We start from the raw sequence: 19,813 nt of genomic DNA on the forward strand, positions 1-19,813 counted from the left end.
AAATGACAACATGTTCAAGAAATTATTTTCTGCAATGCTTGTACTAACATTACTGTTCACACCTGTTGGCGGCTTTATGCTTGGCGATCAGATATCAACAGTACATGCAAAGGGCTACAAATCTGGTAAAAAATCTTTTAACTCAAATACAACAAACAATAATAGCCCTTCATTGTTTAAAAAAGATGATACACAACAAAAATCATCTACTACTACAAAAAGTACGACAACGGCAAAATCAAAGACCGGCGGAATTATGAAAGGATTATTTTTGGGTGGTTTAGCAGGTTTATTGCTAGGCGGATTGCTTGGTAATCTTGGTATTTTAGGCTCAATTATCGGGTTACTTATTAATCTCTTTGCTATTTTTGCTGTAATCTTTATTATTCGCAAACTATTTATTTATTTTAAAAAGAAACGTAAATCAGAGGAAGATACTGTATGGGGAAAATAAAAATTTCTGAGCAGGATATTGTCAATGCGTTATGTTTACACATTGCACATAAACGACAAATAAAACCTCAAGAAGTTGAAGTCGAGCTCATGTTTGATGATGATTATGGGTTTTCTGCTGAAGCCTACGTGAGTGACCGAAAGCAGGTCCTTATAACTGCAAATATTATTGAAGCTCTTCGCTTTTGGCTTGATACAGTCATGAAAATCGATCCTTTTTCTGCAGCTCTTGATCTTGTTCTTGATGATGATGAAGGAATTATTTGTTACGTGAAATAATAATAGGTCGTTTCCCTCTGGTATGGTTTTCCAATTCTCTGCATTTCACCTAGGAGAATCAATTACGATGTATTTCGTTATGAATCGATCATAGAAAAAGGCGAAGTATTGGAGAGTTTCCATACCTTCGCCTTTTTTCATTAAAAAATTAATAGGTCATTTTCGATTTCACATAAAAATAAAGTAAATTTGCCGTATGTTCGATAGATGTACAATGTGTACGTTCAAAGGCATGTGAAGCATCAATCCCAGGTCCAATTAAACCGTGGACGATATCATGACCAGCCCGAATAGCTACCGATGCATCTGAACCATAATATGGATAAATATCAATTTTGTATTCAATATTGTTGAGATTAGCCAATTCTACCAGTTTTTTCCTTAACCCATAATGATATGGACCACTAGCATCCTTTGCACAAATCGAAACGGTGTATTCGTCTGTTGCCTGACCGTCTCCAATTGCCCCCATATCTACCGCTACATATTCAACGGTTTCTTGAGGGATGTTTGAGTTGCCGCCATACCCAATTTCTTCATTATTGGAAATAAGAAAATGGGTTGTGTATGGGAGTTTTATTTCTTCATTTGTGATTCGTTTGATCAGTTGGAGCAAAATTGCAACACTTGCCTTATCATCTAAATGACGAGATTTAATAAAACCGCTTGGTGTGATTTCCACTCTTGGATAAAATGAAATAAAATCCCCTACCTCTATCCCTAGTTCACGAACATCTTCTGCATTATGTACCTTTTCATCAATTCTTACTTCAATATTTTTTTGATTGCGCTCTAATTTTCCTGCTTCTTTATAAACATGTACAGATGTTTGGTGCATTAGGATCGTGCCAGTATACGTTTTTCCATTCGATGTTTCAATTTGGCAATACTCCCCTTCAATGGAGTTGTAATTAAATCCGCCAATTAAATCGATCGCTAATCTTCCGCTTGATTTTATCTCCTTTACGATCGCTCCTAATGTATCTACATGTGCTGTTAACATACGATGCTGATTGTTATCCTCACCCGGAATTGTGACAACTAAGCCACCCTTGTGATTACGTTTCATTTCTACTTCGGTATTCTTTAAATAATTTTCTACGAAAGTAATCACTTGATTCGTATTTCCTGAAGGACTAGGTATTTCAACAAGTTCTTTTATTAGCTGAATGGTTTCAGACGTTGTTGTTTTCATAAATGTACTCCTTTCAAAAGTAGGCATTACATAGCAATATTGTAACAAATTATAACTTGCACGACGAACAGGGGGGTATGGTTCATACGTATTGGTTCCCTTATTTATGCTTTTTGAAGATTCTATTCCAACTCCTGTTACCTCATCCCTTACAACCTATTTGAGCTACTCAAGCAGCCTCAGATGCAGACGATTTAATATCCTTTTATCAATTCCACATCCTTCAATAAAATAGTTCTCAACAGACCCATAATTCTTTACGATATCTTTTAATACACCCTCTAAATAGGAACGATTCACTTTTCATTCTCTCTGTGGTTATTTGGATAAAGACTCATGAAACGAATCGTTCGATCTTCTTCTTTCTTGGTCCTATTAACGGCTCTGCGGTCATAATCATACAATGATAAAACTTCTTCATCATTTTCTCAAAATCAATTTCCTTTGAATGTCCTACTAAAAGCCGGAAGAGACCGCGGTGTGTTAAATCCTGACTATCATGATAAATCATCAGATCGGTACAATATACCAGAGCGAACATTCCGCCCGTCCTCTGTTTGCACTCCTCCAATATCTCGAAAATTATATATTTTTTCAAAATGAAAATCTTTCTTTACTACTACTTTCATTGATTTTTTCATTTCCTATCAACCATCGTCTTATTTAGTAAACTATGTTTTGTATTTCTTTATATTCACTTTTTTCATTTCCACTATTTTATACATGAGGTAAGCCCACCTTACTATTTATGAGAAGCTGCAATCTTATTTATTCAATGCGAGATAAACAAAACCCTTTTATCCTCTTTCATCTTTCAGGAATGGATAATTAATGGAAATTTGGATAATTTAATTGTGTATCATTCAACATGAATAAAAATTGGAAGGTGTTACGATAATGGATTTATACAACAACATGGAGTTTGAATTGAAAGGTAGTTTTATTCCTAACATAAGTAATTCTGACAAATTAAAAATCGTAGAAATTTCTGATGGAATCGTTGTGATTCAAATGAACAATTCAAAGCGACGAGGTGTTTTTCCATTAGATAGCTTTAAATACTGGATTAAAAGAAATTCGCTCATACATATTAATGACCAGGAGAAAAAAACATCTTAATAAGACTTCATTGATTGCCTCGTTATAACGTTGTACCTAAGACAGCAATACCTTGTACGTATTTTTTTCATTTTGGTCAACTCGTTAATTGGTGTTTCTGAAGAGGTTTTATTTTTTGAAATAACATGTTCAAGGTAATAAACTTTCCAAACAGAAAAAATAGGGTCTGACTCTTTGTCAGACCCCTTTTTATAGGCGATTTTATAACCAAGCCGCGCCAACGATAATTAATAGAATGAACAATACAACAATTAACGCAAATACTTTACCTGCACCATATCCATATCCACCACCGTAACCGTAGTTACAGCAACCATAACCACCATATCCATGGCTGTGATTCATATTAACTCCTCCTTATTAAAATGTTATTAAAATTTGTTTATCTTCTTTTTAGCAACCAATGAAAGCCGCACCTACAATAATTAGCAGGATGAATAATACAACAATTAATGCAAAACCACCGCCATAGCCACAACCTGGAGTTTCAACACTCATAAAAAACACCTCCCATTCGTTGTACTTTTACAATATGAAAGGTAGGGCTTTTGCGTAAGGGCATTCGCACAGTTCTTGGGAATAATTCTTATTTTCATTATTTGTTTGCTAAATTGTTAAAAATGAAGGAATGATTAAATGATACAATGAAGGACGATAAAGGTAGATAATACATAGATTAAGGGTGATAAAATGAAGAAAATAATGATGCTCACATGGTTGTTTTTAGCCATTCCGTTCGTAACATTAGCACATACAACTGTTTCAAACTCAAATCCAAATGAAGGTGAAATTATTACAGAAGAGCTTAGTGAACTAAGTGTAGAGTTTGCCGGGCAAATTGAAAATCAAGGATCATTAACATTAATTCACGATCAAGAAGAAATACCGTTAGAACATATTTCAATTGAAGAAAAGAAGATTTCCGGTGATGTATCATCACCACTTGAAAATGGAAGCTACACATTAATTTGGAAAATAGCTTCTACAGACGGACATCTTATGACAGGTGATATTCCATTTACTATTAACAAACCAGAGGCCGAAACGGGAGAGAATGTCCAAAAAAATACAGATACTACAGGCGATACGGAAGAGAAATCTGATCAAGAAAACACTGTACAAAAAGAGGATAAACAAATAGATACGAAACAAGAAGGTGAAACTGAAAAAGACAACAGTTCACTCATATCATTGATTTCGATCATTGTATTAGTCATCCTATTAGCTGCAGGACTATGGATTCTTTTCCGTAAAAAAGGTAAATGATGAATCAGCTAATCCCAATTACAGAATATGTTTCATACATGCTCTATTCTTATTTGGCAGGAGCGATTGTGCTACAATTTGTACCTCCTGCAAATAAGCCAATGATCAAAGTATCGAAACAAAGTTTATTACTTGCTGTATTAGGTATCATCATTGTCTCGTTTTTTCCAGTTCTGCAAGTCATCTCATTTTTTTCAACGGAAGGAATCTTCAGTTTACGGGCATATTCGATCTTAACTGAATTTCAAGTCGGTATTGCCTGGTTGTATGGTAGTTTTGCAGCGATTTTTTTATGGATGATTATTTATGTTGAAGGTTCAAAATATTTACAAGCACTATTTTTAGTATTCATGATTCTTTCAGTAGGGTATGCAAGCCATTCATCAACACTTGATTTGTGGCCTGGACTATTCTCACATACTCTTCATTTCTTAGCCATAACGATATGGGTCGGAGTCCTTCTACATGTTGGTTGGTCGGCGAGAACGATTGAAAATTGGCATCCCTTTTTACGATGGTTTACACCGCTATCCATTGGGCTGTTTTTACTAACAACAATAAGCGGCATATTCCTGATGTTTTTTGTCGTTGAACCGAAAGATTATGCTAATGCCTGGGTTTTACCATATGGACAAATGCTTCTCTTAAAGCATCTAAGCATTATTCCTGTTTTAGCATTTGCTCTTATCAATGGCTTCTTATCAAGAAAATCAAAAAAGGACTCAGATTTTGATGCAAAAAAATGGGTACAGGCTGAAACAGTTATCCTTATGATTGTCTTTTTTATTACTGGTGTTTTAGGTACATTACCACCTCCACACCAAGTTAATGCAACCGTCATTCAAGAAGGTGGAGCTTTTTGGGTAGAGTTAATACTAGGACATGAGGTTGTTGCACCATTAACTGTTCAGTTTTCACTTGTGCTTGACGGATTGCTATTATTGATCATCTCATTGTTGTTTTTAGCTATGATCGTCATAAGTTTTTATAAAAAACTTATTCCTTGGGTTGCTCTATCATTTGCTGTTCTATTTGTTGTTGCGGCATACCTTGGATTAATGATGTCGATTGTAGTGTGATAATAATTGAAGACAGATTGCATTCTTTATTTTACAATCAAATAAACGTGAACAAAAAGGCTTGAGAAGATTAAACTCTCAAGCCTTTTTTACTTCATCAACATTTGTTAGTTGTTAATAAATATGAGGACAATAAATTCTGGAATAAAAGAAATCATGCTCCACATTAATTCAAATTAGATTGAGTCTCGAATCTCCAACAGGATGGTTTTAAGAATAGAATCCTTGCTATTCTTTTGATCTTTTTTCATCTTCTTTCTCCCATTAGCTTATCTATTCGTTTTATTGTGTTCTCCTAATAGACATTCTTATTTTGAATGCTCCTATTATTGTTTGTTAATACTACAACCTAACACTCTCCCTTTAATAAATATAGTTGACATTCAGAAAATTCGACAATATACTACAATTTGCACATTGATTAACATCTATGTCTTGGAGGATTTATGAGCTCACTATTTAGAAAAAAATCGATTAACCAACTAATCCAGCAAAGTAATCAAAAAACACTTAAGCGGTCACTTAGCGCCCTGGATTTAACTTTACTAGGCGTTGGAGCTATTATCGGAACTGGTATTTTTGTTTTAACGGGAGTTGTTGCAGCAGAATCTGCAGGTCCAGCCCTCATTATTTCATTTATATTGTCTGGTATTGCATGTGGACTTGCTGCTTTTTGTTATGCTGAATTCGCTTCATCTGTCCCTGTTTCCGGGAGTGTATATACATACTCATATGCAACACTTGGTGAAATTTTTGCCTTCTTAATAGGGTGGGATTTAATGCTGGAATATTTACTAGCAACCTCTGCTGTTGCTACTGGCTGGTCAGCTTATTTCCAAGCACTTCTTGCAGGATTTGGCATTCATCTACCAGCACTTCTTACCTCTGCTCCAGGATCTGGCACAGGTGGAATCGTCAATTTGCCAGCGATTATCATTATTTTCCTTATAACTGCTTTGTTATCACGAGGAATTAAGGAAAGTTCACGAGTCAACAATATTATGGTATTTATCAAACTAGCTGTCATTATCATTTTCATTGTGACAGGAGTATTTTATGTGAAGCCTGAAAATTGGACGCCTTTTGCTCCATTCGGATTTGAAGGAATTATTACAGGGGCTGCAACAGTTTTCTTTGCCTACCTTGGTTTTGATGCAGTCGCAACAGCTGCCGAGGAAGTGAAACGACCTCAACGGGATGTTCCGATAGGCATTATCTCGTCATTAGCAATTTGTACAATCTTATACATTGCTGTGTCATTTATTTTAACCGGTATGGTTCCATACACTCAACTTAATGTCGCTGATCCAGTAGCCTTTGCCCTGCAATTTGTTGGACAAAACTCACTTGCTGGAATTATTTCTGTCGGGGCAATTACAGGAATTACGACTGTTCTCCTTGTCATTATGTATGCACAAGTTAGGGTTTCTTTCGCAATGAGCCGTGATGGACTATTACCAAAAAAACTTTCTAACATCCATCCCACATTTAAAACGCCCTTTCAAAATACTTGGATGACAGGCTTCATCGCTGCAATAATCGCTGGCTTTATCGATTTAACGACACTAGCGAATCTTGTCAACATCGGAACATTAGCAGCCTTTACAGCGGTTTCCCTTGCAGTGATCGTGCTTAGAAAAAGCCACCCGCATTTAAAAAGAGCATTTAAAGTACCTTTCGTTCCGATACTGCCGGCGATTAGTGCTTTATTATGTATTTATTTAATGACAAGTTTACCTTTAATCACATGGATAGCCTTTGTTATTTGGATTGGTATTGGATTAATTATCTATTTCGGTTACGCTAAACATCATAGTAATTTGGGTAAATAATAAAAGGAGCTTGTTCATAACAAGCTCCTTTTATTTTGGATATTTATTCGTGTAAACTATTCATACCAATTACCTGCTTTTGTTCCGTACGGGCTACTGTAATGCCAGTTGATTCTTCGAAATTGTACAGACTTGTCGGAAAATCTGTAAACCGTTCTAATTCATTGTAAGCAGGAATACCATGATATGACATATCTAGGCCCTCTTCTTCTTCCTCTTCAGTAGCACGTAAACCAACGGTTGCGTCTGCTACTTTTGCAATGAATGTACCACCTATTAATCCCCAAACAGCGACAACTAGCGCTCCTAAAAGTTGAACACCTAATAATGAAAACTGACCAGTAGTGAAAAGACCTGCAGTTGTATCAAATAATCCTACAGCAATCGTACCAAATATTCCATTAAAACCATGTACTGCGACAGCTCCAACCGGGTCATCAATTTTCATGTTATCAATTAGTAATGTTGCATAGATCACAATCACTCCACTTACCCCGCCAATGATGATCGCACTCCATTGATCAACAAATGCACAACCAGCTGTAATTGCTACTAAACCTGATAGAACACCATTAATCGTCATACTTGGGTCTGCTTTTCCAAACTTATTCATCGTCATCAGAAGTGTGACTGTTCCGCCACTCGCACCAGCCAGCATCGTGTTGATAGCGATCGAGGCTAATGAAGCATTTGAGGCATCTAGCGTACTTCCACTATTAAACGCGAACCATCCAAACCATAAGATGAATGCACCACATGATGCTAAAGGAATATTACTTGGCGCAAACACATTTACACTTCCATCTGAATTGAATCTTCCCTTCCTTGAACCTAAAATCTTAGCCATCGCTAATGCTGCAAACCCGCCAACTGCATGAATAGCTGCTGAACCAGCAAAATCCTTCATACCCAGCTTAGCTAACCACCCATCACCATTCCAAATCCAATGTCCTGATAGTGGATAAATAATTAATGTGATAAGTGCAGCTGTTATAATATATGCTTTAAAATTCATTCGTTCCGCAACAGCTCCTGAAATAATGGAGACACACGCTATTGCAAAACCCATCTGAAAGAGAACGAACGCTTCGCTTGGAAGTTCTATTCCTAATGAAATGTTTTCTGGATTTCCAAAAAGGCTAGTCCCAATAAACCCAAAAGCATCCTGGCCGAACATAATGCCAAATCCGAATAACCAAAAAGCTAATGCACCGATTGTTAAATCGACAAATATCTTCATTGTCACGTTGACAGCATTTTTTGTTCTAACTAGTCCAGCTTCTAATAGACTAAAGCCGCCTTCCATAAATAAAACCATTGCGGCAGCGATAACGATCCATACTGTATTTAAATGAATTAATTCCATCTTATCTTCCCTCACTTATGGTAACATCATCGATTGTTACATCCGGTTCACCTGTTCGAATGTTGTACGCTTCAAGGATTGGATATACATATATTTTTCCATCTCCATCTTCACCTGTTTGAGCACATGTGATGATGGTTTTTATTGTTCGATCAACCATATGATCTGATAAAACAATTTCAAGTTTAATTTTAGGATGCAGGGTTACATGATAATTTTTCCCGCGATAAACACCCTTTGTATCCTTTTGCTTCCCTCTTCCAACAACTTGAGAAACCGTAAATCCTGTAATGCCAATATTTTTCAACTCTTTAATTGTCTCTGTAATTTTCTGCGGTCTAATAATTGCTTCAATTTTTTTCATGTCATCACCTACTTTGTGTTAGATTTCCTAACATGGTATGATAAAGATTATAACATTAATAGAGTATGAGTCAATAGTTTTTAATAAAGCAATTTTCTAAATTAATAGGTTTATTTCTGGAAACCACAAAAAAGACCCAAACCAACAAACATTTCATCACATTGGTTTGGGTCTTAAAATATCATATTGTGTGGTTTTATATTCCAACAGGTAAGGACAGTTCAAGTTCACAAACAAAGTCATCACAATCGACAACAACTAAGTCTTCAACTTCCTTATCCAGTTCCCTTACTTTCTCTAAATCTTCATGTGAATAATTAACAACGCCTAAGCCGATTCTTTCTCCTGCAACATCAATAATTTGTATAACGGCACCTTTAGGAAATTGTCCTTTTACTTCAATAATATCCGAAGAATAAATACTAGAATTATGATCGGCAATAGACTTTCTAACATGTTGATTAATAACCAGTTCACCTTCAGGACCTGAATGAAACGCAATCCACTGCTTTTTTTGATTTAAATTTTTCGTCTCATTTGTGATGTCAAAATATGTCCCTCTTGCTATACCGTTTACAGCATCTACTAAAATATTAGCTATGCTGGCTTTTCCTAAAAAGGTTGTAATTCCTGATGCCATGGCAATTTTCACAGCATCGATTTTAGATTTCATTCCTCCAGTTCCAACAACACTCCCTGAACCACCTGCACCTTGTTCAATTTCAGGAGTAATCACATCCACTTTTTCAAGTAATTTCGCTGCTTTGTTTTTGCGAGGATCTGAATCATATAATCCATCAATGTCTGATAAAATAATTAATTGATCTGCTTCAATTAATCCTGCGACTTTTGCAGAAAGTGTATCATTATCACCAAACTTTAATCGATCAACTGTAACAGTATCATTTTCATTCACAATTGGGATAATACCACGTTCTAATAGGACATTTAATGTATTACGAACATTGTGATAGCGGATTTCATCAGAGAAGTCATTGCGCGTTATTAATATTTGCGAGGCAACATATCCGTGTGATAAAAAAATCTCTGAATAAGCTTCAATTAATAATCCTTGACCGATAGAGGCTGCTGCTTGCTTTTCAGGTAAAGAGGTTGGACGGTTAAGACAACCAAGTTTTCGATAACCTGCTGCTACAGCACCAGAGGATACAAAAACAATTTCATGACCTTCATCCTTTAGCATAGCGATTTCATCAGCTAGCTTCTCTAGTTTTCTCCGGCTTATTTCCCCGTGTCTGCTTGTTAATGAACTGCTTCCTACTTTTATTACAACCCGTTTTTTCTCGTTTTCAAGGGCTGTCATACTATCACTCCTGAATCATTATTATCTTATCAATACACTACATTTTATATGAATCAGCTTATTTGTTTAGAAGAACCAACTAATAAGCTTTCTTGGATTTGATCACTAATTTCTTTAGATCGCTTTGTTGCATGCTCAACAGCCTTGGAGATAGCAATTCCCCCACCGTGTACCTCAAGCGCATTTAGCCCAGCAGCAGTTGTGCCATTAGGTGATGTCACTTTTTCTCTTAAAACCGTTGGGGTTTTATCCTGATCTTGAATCATTTTTGCTGCTCCAACAATTGTTTGGGCAATAATTTGTCTCGTTGTTTCAGCATCTAAGCCGGCATGAACACCTTCCTGCTCCATATGCTCCATTAAATAATAAAAATACGCTGGTCCACTGCCCGCAAGTCCTGTAAAAATATCCATATTTTTTTCTTCAATTTCATAGACCTTGCCAATACATTTAAACAATTCTTTTGTTAATTTTATATTTTTATTGGCTGTTTCTTGGCCTGGGGATATCGCTGTAGCCGATTCTCCAATTGTACTGGAAGTATTCGGCATCACTCTGACTATTTGTTGGCCATAATGAAGGTTCTGTTCAAGGTATGATGTTGTAATTCCTGCTAAGACAGACATTATAAGTTGATGTGGCTTGATACGATCCCTTATGTGATCAAGTGCTCCATCGACATCTTTTGGCTTCATCGCTAATATAAAAACATCGATTTGATCTAATTTTAATTCCTTCTGGTTAACGCCGTTAATACCATATGTTTTTTCAAGTGCACCTAATCGCTTGTGATTAGAACGATTTGTCACAAAGATTTGATTTGCCTTCATTTTCTCCGACTTAACCAAACCAGAAATCATTGCTTCTGCCATAGAACCTGCACCTAAAAATGCAATTGTTTTATCGTGTAGCATCTCATCTCTCCAATATCGTTCGTATTTTTGTTCGTATTTCTTTTAACAATTCAATACTAACACGATCATTTTCATAATCAAGGTTCTAAAGTTAAGTTGTGAGTATATCTTCCAATTAGTGAGTTAAAGCGGTCTCATTGACAGTTATTTCTTTCTAAAAGCGCCTCACCCCGTAAAAACGCCTCTCAGCCGTTATTTTAAAGAAATATGGTTTCCAATTTTTATGTATTCTACAAATATTTATCATTCATGCGTGTCCTTGTATTGCACTTTTTCAAATCGTTTGTATAATGACGGTAATACGCTTAACGAGGCATACCGGGTCTTTACGAGCCGTTATCCCCGCTAGTTCGTTTTCATCTTAGGGAGGGAAAAGAATTGTTTAGAAAATGTGATGAAAGAGATCATTTACAGCTCATTGAGTTTTTATTAGAAGAACGAGCAATGAATCTTTTTATTATTGGGGACATTGAAAATTTTGGTTATAATTCAGACTTTCAAGATATTTATGTCCAATTTGACACTAATGGTGAAATAGAGGGTGTGTTACTGCGCTATCAGCATTCCTATATTCCTTATGCTAAAACAAAGATTGATATAAAAAATTTCATTAAGGTGATCACAGAGGACCCTGACCTCGTTATGGTTTCAGGAAAAGAGGAGCTTGTCAGCCAGATTGGAGAGCATATACCCTTTCAAAAAGTAAAAAAGACTTTTTTTGCTGAATTAAAGAACAATTCTATAAGAAATGAAGTCGAACATAACTATCTTGTAAAGAAAGCTTCTTTAAAGGATGTCGAGAGAATGTTTGAGCTTCAGGTACAAATCGAAGAATTTGATTTTGGTCCTGAAGCTAAGCAAAGCTACATACGAACAATTGAGACGAATACCGGTCGTTCATTTTACATTGAAAATCATGAAGGAAAAGTGATTTCACTCGCCTCTACAACAGCAGAAAATACATATTCAGGAATGGTTGTCGGCGTTTGTTCACATCCTGATGTACGCCAAAAGGGACTCGCTTCTATTGTCATGAGTGAATTATGCCTTGAGCTTCTTTCAGAAGGAAAATCACTTTGTTTGTTTTATGACAACCCGAGGGCTGGTCGAATATATAAGCGACTTGGTTTTAAGGATATCGGCAAATGGAGTATGGCTTACCCTAATTAGGAAGTCCGATTCTCATTTTAACAGGCTACAAACCCTTTGAGATTCAAAGAATATTAACTGTATCTAAAGATCCGTCGATGGGCAACAAAACCACAGATATGTGATGGTCTGTTCGTAATAAGTCTCGTTAACAATAAGTAGGGACAAAAAAACTAAACTGATTAAAGTCTCTCAATTTAATTAGTTAATCCCTTTCATTTTACGTGTAACTGTTATACAATTCCAACTATGCATGTCTTGATAAATAGTATTTTTCCTAATAGCGAAAGGAGAACGACAATGAAAAAATACTTGTTAACATTATTAATCGGTTTATTAGCTTTATCACTTGCTGCATGTAATAACGATGAGGACAAAGCAAAAACTGATGAAGCATCTGATACCAAACAGAAAGAAGAACAAGCTGCAGTAGATCCTGAAGAAATGCAAAAAAAGCTTGAAAAGCAAAAAGTAAAGGATGATCAGGTTGTTGCAGTTGTCAATGGCCAGGAACTAAAAGGAGCCGAATATAATAACGCTTTAAGTATTTCACAAATGCAGTTTCAACTAATGGGACAAGACCCTACTACAGATGAAATAGCAAAGCAAATTAAAGATTATACCCTTGAAGGGCTTGTTGGACAAACATTGCTCATGCAAGAGATCGATAAAAAAGGCTATAAAGCAACCGATGAAGAGATTAACAAAGAACTAGACGGCTTAAAAGCTCAATATGAAAATGAAGAAGAATTTGAAAAAGCATTGAAGGAAAATAACCTTACATTTGATAATCTTAAAAAACAAATCTCTGACACTGTTAAATATAGCAAATATGTAAAAAATGATTTAAAGGTTGAAGAAGTAAAAGAAGAAGAGATTAAAGAATATTATGATTCAATGGCAAGTAACGAAACAGAATCAAAAGAAAAACAGAAATTTGAAGACGTAAAAGAAGAGCTTAAACTGCAGCTTGAACAACAAAAAACTCAAGAAAAGCTCAATCCTAAAATAGAGGAACTTCGTGAAGCTGCAAAGGTTGAATTGAAAATCTAATTAGAGCATGAGCTCAAGCTATTCGTAGGATCAGCTTTTAGGTATTGAATAAGCCACACTGTTTAGAAGGTTAAAAGATCTTCTGTACAGTGTGGCTTTATTTATTTTATTGCGTTTCATTCGGTAGCGTTCAACGTATTGATAAATTCAAACTTATTCCATTCTTACGCTGCTGCTTTTAAATAACAAAAGATCACTCTCATTTAATCTTTTTAATCCTTAACATTGTATGTGCATTCTTTTGAAATTCATATGCGACCTTTTCTTCTTCAAAGGAATGGTCGCTAGAAAAAAACTCTTACAAAATAAGAACAATTCACACGTCTTTTCTTATTTTATGTTTCAGAGAGGCTTCTTCAATTACTCTGTCATATTGACAAAAATATCATCAACAGTAGGCTCATTGTCAATTAATCCAGCATCCTTCATCCAGCCGATTGTCTGTTCCCATTGATCTTTACTTTGGCTGCCAAAGCCCTCTTCAGACTTCATTAATGGCAACAAAATATCAAGACTTTCCTCTTCTACCTCTTCTACTAATGGGAAGTTTGCTTCATCCTGATGTTTTAATAGAATATCTAATGCTTCTTTGGGATGTTCAGCAGTGAATTCATATCCCTTTGTTGCTGCACGCCAAAACGCTTGAATACTCACTTGTTCTTCATCCCATGTTTTATCACTTGTAACAGCAATTAATTCATTATAAGGAGGAATATCATATTCAGTTGGATTAAGATTACGTGTTTCATAACCTTCATGTTTCAATACTGGGACTTCATGGTTAATATATGCACCAATGACTGCATCGACTTTATCAGTAACGATTGAAGAATTCAGCTCAAAACCTACATCCACCATTTTAACTTGATCTGGATTACCGCCATCCGCCTTCACCATTGATCTGATAAGTGATTCATTTAATGGGATACCTGGATAACCAACTGTTTTTCCTTCTAAATCTTTAGGGGACTGAATATCACTGTCAGCTTTGAAAACCACTCGATTTAAAGGTGATCTTACAATCGCTCCGACTGACTTAATTTGCACATTTTGATTAGCGCGGGCAATAATGACATCTGGCTGATATGAAATTCCGAGGGTAACTTTCCCTGCTGCTGCTAAGTTAATTGGATCAGTTGGATTGGCAGGAAATTGAATATCAACTTGAATTCCTTCCTCTTCAAAATATCCTTTTTCTTGTGCAACATATAAATAACTATGGACAGCATTAGGATACCAATCAAGCATAATGCTGACATCTTTTAATTCCTTTGTTTCGCCATTTCCCTCTGCAGTCTTTTTAGATGCAGTGCTTTCACTGTTCGAACATGCTGTCATTAACGCAACTACTAAACTTACTACTACCAATAAAATCTTTTTCACTCTGTTCTCCTCCATTTAAGTACAATTTTTTCTAATGCTACAACAAGCAGAAATAAAAGAATGCCAACTGACGATAATATGACAATTGGCGCAAAGACACCTGCCCCATCAAACTGTGTCATCATTCTTCTGCTAAAGTAGCCTAATCCAGCTTGTGCGCCGATCCATTCGCCGATAGCTGCACCAATAACACTAAGCGTAACGGCTACCTTTAAACCAGAAAAGAAATGCGGGGCACTAGATGGTACTTGAAGTTTTAAGAATAAGTCCTTTTTGCTTGCCCCCATTGTTAACAATAGATCCCTGTATTCCTTACTAGTGGAACGAAGTCCATCATATGTGTTTACCGTTATCGGAAAAAACGTTATAAGAATTGTTACAACAACTTTGCTCCAGATCGAGTAGCCGAACCAAAGTACAAAAATAGGTGCTAATGCAATAATGGGAATCATTTGCGATGAAATAATGAGTGGATAAAATGCCCTTTCAATCGTTTTACTCACACTCATCCAAACAGCTAAAGCCACACCAAATACAATAGAAATGAAAAGACCAATTAAAATAATTAACAATGTAGCTGGTAGATGATCAGCAAATAAGGGTCCTTTTAACTCCCAAAGTTTCCGTCCGATATCTGTTGGTGCAGGTAAAATAAATCCTAAATTAACAATTTTTGTGCCAATCTCCCAAATTACTAGTAAACTAATTACCAATAAAATAGAAGCATAATAATTTTTTATCACACTCATACCTTCACCCTTGCTCGGAGTACGTCAACTAAATGATCTTTCAACTCAATGACTGCAGGCATATTTAAATCCTTTAACACTCTCGGCCGTTTAAGCGGAACCTCGAACTCTTCAAGTTTACTAGTTGGTGTTTCTGTAAAAATAAAGATGCGATCTGATAAAAACAATGCTTCATTCACATCATGTGTAATAAAAAGAATCGTTTCTTTTCGTTTTTGCCACTGTGCTAACAACCATTCCTGCATCGTTAATCTCGTGATAGCATCAAGTGCACTGAACGGCTCATCTAATAAAAGGATCTGTGATCCGCTTAAGATCGTCCGTAAAAATGATACCCTTTGTCTCATTCCGCCTGACAATGCACTTGGAAAACTATTTTCTACACCCTTCAAACCAAACTCATCAAGTAAGGCAAGAACCTGGCTATGGGCTTTTTGTTTATGAACCCCTTTTATTTCTAAAGGGAGTGCGGCATTTTCCACAATCGTGCGCCAAGGTAAAAGCAAGTCCTGTTGAGGCATATAACCTACCTGTCCAAGCCGATGTGACTTTTGTTGATTATGTAAAAAAATGATTCCATCGGCAGGCTGTTCCAGGCCTGTTATTAATTTAAACAAGGTACTTTTACCAGAGCCGCTATGTCCGATGATACTGACAAATTCACCCTCATTAATATGAAAATGAAAATTTTGTAAAATCGGAAGCTTTTCTTTTTCATAGGCAAATGAGACATTTTGAAACTGTAACGCTGGTTTATACATCTGTCGGCCACATCGCTTCATTGTAAGACATTTCCCAAAACATATACTCAAAGCGCGTTGTGTTTAGGAAAATTTCTTCCAATGTATCCAGCTCAGATTCTGACTTTCCTACTGCTAATTCATCTAGTAGATCAATGCACCATAAGGCAAGTTTTCCAAAATCATCTGAAGCATACATTTTGATCCACTCACCATAAAACTCATGTTCATCTGCACCTTCTCGTTCATTTAATGCTTTTCCAATTTCCCAGTAACTCCACATACATGGAAGCAGGGATGAAACGAGTTCAGCAAGTGTGCCATTTTGACTGACATGTAACATATAATGAGTATAGGCTAGTGTTGTAGGTGAAGGCTTGGCAGCTTCAAGTTCGTTAAGAGAGATCCCAAAGCGATTTGCATATTGACGATGAAGTTCCATTTCTTCATTTATTGTGGCATCAAGAAGAGCAGCAAATTTCCCCATTGTCACAAGATCTTTAGCCTTTACTGCACCTATTGCAAATAGCTTTGCATAGTCAATTAAAAATAAATAATCTTGAATCATATAAAAACGAAATTTTTCTTTTTCTAACGTACCATCGCCGATCCCTTGTACGAACGGATGCACATGATTTTTTTGCCATAATGGGACAACCTTTTCAACTAAGCGCTGACTGAATTTCATGTTTTTCACTCCTTATTTGTTATAGACGTTTTGTATTGCACCAATTATAGATAAACATCAAAATGACTTTAGTATAAGAAACAAGCTGGCCGATCGATACTTGCTCATTTACTGCATGGGCATTTTGTAAGTTTCCCGGGCCATATATGGCTGTCGGAATTCCAGCCTCACCAAGCCATCCGCCATCTGTTACAGATGGTGAAACATCGATTATGACCTCTTCTTGAATGACTTCTCGATGTGCAGATGCTAATTGCTTTACCCCCAACTCGTTTGGATCAACTTCAAGTGACGGAAAAATTTCCCCGCGGTCAACAATCATTGACTTACCTCCCCATTCAAATATAGGGGGATTTTTTCGAAGCCATGGATCAGCATTTGCGACATGACGTATGTGTTCTTCTATTTCCTCAATAATTTGTTCATGTGTTTCATTCGGATAATAGTGGACGGTAATCCATAGTCGGCACTCATCTGCGATAAATGCCGCATGTCTCCCACCCTCAATGACTGCTGGATTAATCGTATTTGTTCCTGGCAGGAAGCCTTGATAACTTTTCGTTACAGCCCAGTGACGTTCAAGTTCCTGTAACCCATTTATGATCACCATCATTTTCTCAATGGCACTTGCTCCAAATAATTTCCCGCCTGCATGAATCATTTGCCTTCTTGTTGCATCATGAAAGGTTTGGTCACTTTTCACTGTAATCCATCCAGTGATCACGCCACCTTGACCTTGAATATGTAAATCACTTGTATCAACAACGACCGCAAAATCTGCTTTATACCCTCGTTTACAGCACTCGAGAGTCCCTGCTTCACCTACTTCTTCTCCGATAACAGATTGAAAAAGCAAGCTGCCTGGCAAGTCAATTCCTGCTTCATGTAAAAGCTGAATAGCAAATAAGGCCCCGGCTAAACCACCTTTCATATCAGCTGCACCTCTGCCGATAACCGCTCCATTTTTTACAATTGGAATAAAAGGATCAACATCCCAGTTTTCATCCTTACCTACTTCGGCAACATCAATATGTCCGTTAATGATTAAACTTTTATAGGCATGCTCTTCTTTTCCATTCAGAACACCGACAACATTCGGATCATTCGGGTACACATCCCACATATCAATAATGAAACCCTTTTCTTGTAAAAAATTCGCAATAAAGGTTTGAGCTTCCTTCGTATTGCGGGCTGGCGGGGCCGGTGTTTTAAATTCAATCAGCTTTTTAAGTAAATCAATCAACTCATCTTTGCGACTATCTATTTGCTCAACTAATTCTGATAATTCGATTGTCATCGAAACACCTCCTTGTATTTTTAAGTACAAAAAAACCACTTCTTTATCGAAAGAAGTGGTTTGAACGCTCAATATTTGTGCAAAACATTGTAAAAACATACAAATTGATTCTATGTTTTTAAACGTATATTCAAACACCTCTTCCCTACGCTAGTATTATCTAGATCAGGTAATAAGGGTCAAGACAAAGGTCTCTCTCAGCTTTAACAGCTCCCCTAGTGGTGAATAACTATTAAATTATGAATCTTTTAGCAAGTGATTACACTATTTTTATCACATTATCTTATTTTTGGCAATAAGTTATATTCATTTCGATTCCCTGCATTCAGTTATGATGATACACGCACATTATCTGGAAGTTGTTTTTTCGTATGAACAGATCGATCTTCAAATCTTTTAAATAATGAGCCAAAAATGGAGGCTAACATTTGTTGAAACAACATCCCTATAATAACAGGAAGTGCAACGGCAGCTGGAAAATATTGAACAACAATAACAGCGCCAGCACTTATATTCCTCATGCCGCCTGTAAATAGCATAACCGCTCTCGTTTCTCGATCTTGCTTTAACCATTTACTAATCATCCAGATTAATACATAACATACACATGCTAAAACAAACACAGTTATCGCAATTAAGAAAAGCTTACCATTAAAATCAACAACATACGGGGCAACAACTGCACCATTGATCATGACAACAGTAGCAAGGCCTAATTTTGAAAAAGGCGATAACATTTTTCCTGCTTTTACACTTTTGCCTTTTGATAAATGGTTTACTAGCATTCCTATTAACGATGGCAATACAACCATAAAAAGCAATCCATTCATAATTGAAAATGTGTCCATCTCAACATTCTGACCGACTAGAAGTGATAGAGTTTGCGGTACAAGGAATGGTGATAAAACTGTATCAATTAAAATAATCGATAAAGCGAGCGCCATGTTCCCTTTGTAAATTGACACCCAAATGACACTTGTGACACCAGTTGGAATTACAGCCCCTAACACTAACCCAGTCACTATTAAATGATCATCCATAAAAATGAGCTGTCCCGTTATCCATGCGATAACAGGCATAATAACATGCAAGAGAAGGAGAATAATGAATAAGGGAAGCGGACTTTTGGCAACTCCTTTAAATGATGAAAAATTAGAACCAAGACTCCCTGAAAACGTCATAAGTGCAAAAATCCAAGGAATTAAAAATGAGAGGCTTAATAGATGTTCTGAAAATATGATTCCTATTATCACGCTAGCTGGTGTAATAAACGGCATGAATTTTTCAAGCTGCCGATTTAATTTTTGAAGCATTATGCATTCTCCTAACTAATTATGAACAATGTGTAGATTTATTGTATCAAATTTGGATTGCATTAAGTGAGTTTTGAAATCACATTGTTTTATTCGATCAATTCCAACTATGATAAAAATATCCATCCTTAAGATAAAACCTGTGAATTTAAAAAGATACTCTACTTCATCTCTTTACGAGGAAACCAACGAAGACATGTCGTATGCTAATATCCCTTTTTATGCCCTTCGTTCCATATTGCTACAGCGA

At 36.3% G+C, this 19,813-nt stretch carries 24 protein-coding genes and 1 riboswitch; of the genes, 8 read left to right on the forward strand and 16 right to left on the reverse strand.

The window, feature by feature from the left end; translation table 11 throughout:
* Positions 1 to 10 precede the first annotated feature (10 nt).
* Positions 11 to 454 (forward strand): hypothetical protein, encoded by a 444-nt coding sequence (locus GMB29_RS15135; RefSeq protein WP_136356733.1) that lies wholly within the window; start codon positions 11 to 13, stop codon positions 452 to 454.
* Positions 442 to 732, forward strand: coding sequence for a YxcD family protein (locus tag GMB29_RS15140; RefSeq protein ID WP_136356734.1), 291 nt, complete (start codon positions 442 to 444; stop codon positions 730 to 732). Before GMB29_RS15135 ends, GMB29_RS15140 begins: the two co-directional genes overlap by 13 nt.
* 148 nt (positions 733 to 880) lie before the next feature.
* On the opposite strand, the gene GMB29_RS15145 is transcribed toward GMB29_RS15140, so the two are convergent.
* The 4 genes from GMB29_RS15145 to GMB29_RS15155 form a co-directional block, all read right to left on the reverse strand.
* The gene (locus GMB29_RS15145; RefSeq protein ID WP_136356736.1) at positions 881 to 1,927 is read right to left on the reverse strand and encodes a M42 family metallopeptidase; all 1,047 of its coding nucleotides are present in this window, start codon (positions 1,925 to 1,927) and stop codon (positions 881 to 883) included.
* A gap of 165 nt (positions 1,928 to 2,092) precedes the next feature.
* Positions 2,093 to 2,227, reverse strand: coding sequence for a tyrosine-protein phosphatase (locus GMB29_RS15150; protein ID WP_136356738.1), 135 nt, complete (start codon positions 2,225 to 2,227; stop codon positions 2,093 to 2,095).
* 34 nt (positions 2,228 to 2,261) lie between these two features.
* Complete coding sequence (locus GMB29_RS27060) at positions 2,262 to 2,468, reverse strand: hypothetical protein (protein ID WP_196305287.1); 207 nt, start codon at positions 2,466 to 2,468, stop codon at positions 2,262 to 2,264.
* Positions 2,425 to 2,568: a tyrosine-protein phosphatase gene (locus GMB29_RS15155; protein ID WP_235883170.1), complete on the reverse strand. Its 144-nt coding sequence runs from the start codon at positions 2,566 to 2,568 to the stop codon at positions 2,425 to 2,427. The genes GMB29_RS27060 and GMB29_RS15155 overlap by 44 nt, the downstream gene beginning before the upstream one ends.
* Before the next feature lie 256 nt (positions 2,569 to 2,824).
* On the opposite strand from GMB29_RS15155, the gene GMB29_RS15160 reads away from it, so the two are divergent.
* Positions 2,825 to 3,046, forward strand: a complete 222-nt coding sequence (locus GMB29_RS15160; RefSeq protein ID WP_136356740.1) for a hypothetical protein — start codon at positions 2,825 to 2,827, stop codon at positions 3,044 to 3,046.
* A gap of 201 nt (positions 3,047 to 3,247) precedes the next feature.
* On the opposite strand, the gene GMB29_RS15165 is transcribed toward GMB29_RS15160, so the two are convergent.
* Complete coding sequence (locus GMB29_RS15165) at positions 3,248 to 3,391, reverse strand: YjcZ family sporulation protein (protein WP_136356742.1); 144 nt, start codon at positions 3,389 to 3,391, stop codon at positions 3,248 to 3,250.
* A 48-nt stretch (positions 3,392 to 3,439) separates the two neighbouring features.
* Positions 3,440 to 3,544 carry a YjcZ family sporulation protein gene (locus tag GMB29_RS15170; protein WP_136356744.1) on the reverse strand — a complete coding sequence of 35 codons (105 nt, stop codon included), beginning with the start codon at positions 3,542 to 3,544 and terminating at the stop codon, positions 3,440 to 3,442.
* Between the two features lie 192 nt (positions 3,545 to 3,736).
* Here GMB29_RS15170 and GMB29_RS15175 point away from each other — a divergent pair, with 192 nt between their 5' ends.
* From GMB29_RS15175 to GMB29_RS15185, 3 genes are all read left to right on the forward strand, one after another.
* Entirely contained in the window at positions 3,737 to 4,312 is a 576-nt protein-coding gene (locus GMB29_RS15175; RefSeq protein WP_136356745.1) for a copper resistance CopC family protein, read from the forward strand.
* On the forward strand, positions 4,312 to 5,391 hold the full coding sequence (locus GMB29_RS15180) for a copper resistance D family protein (protein ID WP_136356876.1): 1,080 nt from the start codon (positions 4,312 to 4,314) through the stop codon (positions 5,389 to 5,391). The genes GMB29_RS15175 and GMB29_RS15180 overlap by 1 nt, the downstream gene beginning before the upstream one ends.
* 446 nt (positions 5,392 to 5,837) lie before the next feature.
* Positions 5,838 to 7,223, forward strand: coding sequence for a branched-chain amino acid transporter BcaP (locus tag GMB29_RS15185; protein WP_136356747.1), 1,386 nt, complete (start codon positions 5,838 to 5,840; stop codon positions 7,221 to 7,223).
* Positions 7,224 to 7,266: 43 nt separating this feature from the next.
* On the opposite strand, the gene GMB29_RS15190 is transcribed toward GMB29_RS15185, so the two are convergent.
* From GMB29_RS15190 to proC, 4 genes are all read right to left on the reverse strand, one after another.
* Positions 7,267 to 8,589: an ammonium transporter gene (locus GMB29_RS15190; RefSeq protein WP_136356749.1), complete on the reverse strand. Its 1,323-nt coding sequence runs from the start codon at positions 8,587 to 8,589 to the stop codon at positions 7,267 to 7,269.
* Position 8,590: 1 nt separating this feature from the next.
* Entirely contained in the window at positions 8,591 to 8,953 is a 363-nt protein-coding gene (locus GMB29_RS15195; RefSeq protein ID WP_136356751.1) for a P-II family nitrogen regulator, read from the reverse strand.
* A 196-nt stretch (positions 8,954 to 9,149) separates the two neighbouring features.
* On the reverse strand, positions 9,150 to 10,277 hold the full coding sequence (gene proB, locus GMB29_RS15200; protein WP_136356753.1) for a glutamate 5-kinase: 1,128 nt from the start codon (positions 10,275 to 10,277) through the stop codon (positions 9,150 to 9,152).
* A 53-nt stretch (positions 10,278 to 10,330) separates the two neighbouring features.
* Positions 10,331 to 11,191, reverse strand: a complete 861-nt coding sequence (proC, locus tag GMB29_RS15205; RefSeq protein ID WP_136356755.1) for a pyrroline-5-carboxylate reductase — start codon at positions 11,189 to 11,191, stop codon at positions 10,331 to 10,333.
* Between the two features lie 378 nt (positions 11,192 to 11,569).
* On the opposite strand from proC, the gene GMB29_RS15210 reads away from it, so the two are divergent.
* Both GMB29_RS15210 and GMB29_RS15215 read left to right on the forward strand, forming a co-directional pair.
* On the forward strand, positions 11,570 to 12,361 hold the full coding sequence (locus GMB29_RS15210) for a GNAT family N-acetyltransferase (RefSeq protein WP_227551365.1): 792 nt from the start codon (positions 11,570 to 11,572) through the stop codon (positions 12,359 to 12,361).
* A 279-nt stretch (positions 12,362 to 12,640) separates the two neighbouring features.
* Complete coding sequence (locus GMB29_RS15215; RefSeq protein ID WP_136356757.1) at positions 12,641 to 13,393, forward strand: SurA N-terminal domain-containing protein; 753 nt, start codon at positions 12,641 to 12,643, stop codon at positions 13,391 to 13,393.
* 360 nt (positions 13,394 to 13,753) lie between these two features.
* On the opposite strand, the gene GMB29_RS15220 is transcribed toward GMB29_RS15215, so the two are convergent.
* The 6 genes from GMB29_RS15220 to GMB29_RS15245 form a co-directional block, all read right to left on the reverse strand.
* Complete coding sequence (locus GMB29_RS15220; protein ID WP_136356759.1) at positions 13,754 to 14,776, reverse strand: ABC transporter substrate-binding protein; 1,023 nt, start codon at positions 14,774 to 14,776, stop codon at positions 13,754 to 13,756.
* Entirely contained in the window at positions 14,773 to 15,525 is a 753-nt protein-coding gene (locus GMB29_RS15225) for an ABC transporter permease (protein WP_168733924.1), read from the reverse strand. Before GMB29_RS15225 ends, GMB29_RS15220 begins: the two co-directional genes overlap by 4 nt.
* Positions 15,522 to 16,286, reverse strand: a complete 765-nt coding sequence (locus GMB29_RS15230; RefSeq protein ID WP_136356761.1) for an ABC transporter ATP-binding protein — start codon at positions 16,284 to 16,286, stop codon at positions 15,522 to 15,524. The genes GMB29_RS15225 and GMB29_RS15230 overlap by 4 nt, the downstream gene beginning before the upstream one ends.
* Positions 16,279 to 16,953, reverse strand: coding sequence for a thiaminase II (gene tenA, locus GMB29_RS15235; RefSeq protein WP_136356763.1), 675 nt, complete (start codon positions 16,951 to 16,953; stop codon positions 16,279 to 16,281). The genes GMB29_RS15230 and tenA overlap by 8 nt, the downstream gene beginning before the upstream one ends.
* Before the next feature lie 19 nt (positions 16,954 to 16,972).
* Positions 16,973 to 18,250, reverse strand: a complete 1,278-nt coding sequence (locus GMB29_RS15240) for an acetylornithine deacetylase (protein WP_136356765.1) — start codon at positions 18,248 to 18,250, stop codon at positions 16,973 to 16,975.
* A 125-nt stretch (positions 18,251 to 18,375) separates the two neighbouring features.
* Positions 18,376 to 18,477: riboswitch (TPP riboswitch) on the reverse strand.
* A gap of 102 nt (positions 18,478 to 18,579) precedes the next feature.
* Complete coding sequence (locus GMB29_RS15245; protein WP_136356767.1) at positions 18,580 to 19,563, reverse strand: bile acid:sodium symporter family protein; 984 nt, start codon at positions 19,561 to 19,563, stop codon at positions 18,580 to 18,582.
* Positions 19,564 to 19,813 lie beyond the last annotated feature (250 nt).

The organism is Metabacillus sediminilitoris (genome assembly GCF_009720625.1).
Lineage (GTDB): Bacteria > Bacillota > Bacilli > Bacillales > Bacillaceae > Metabacillus > Metabacillus sediminilitoris.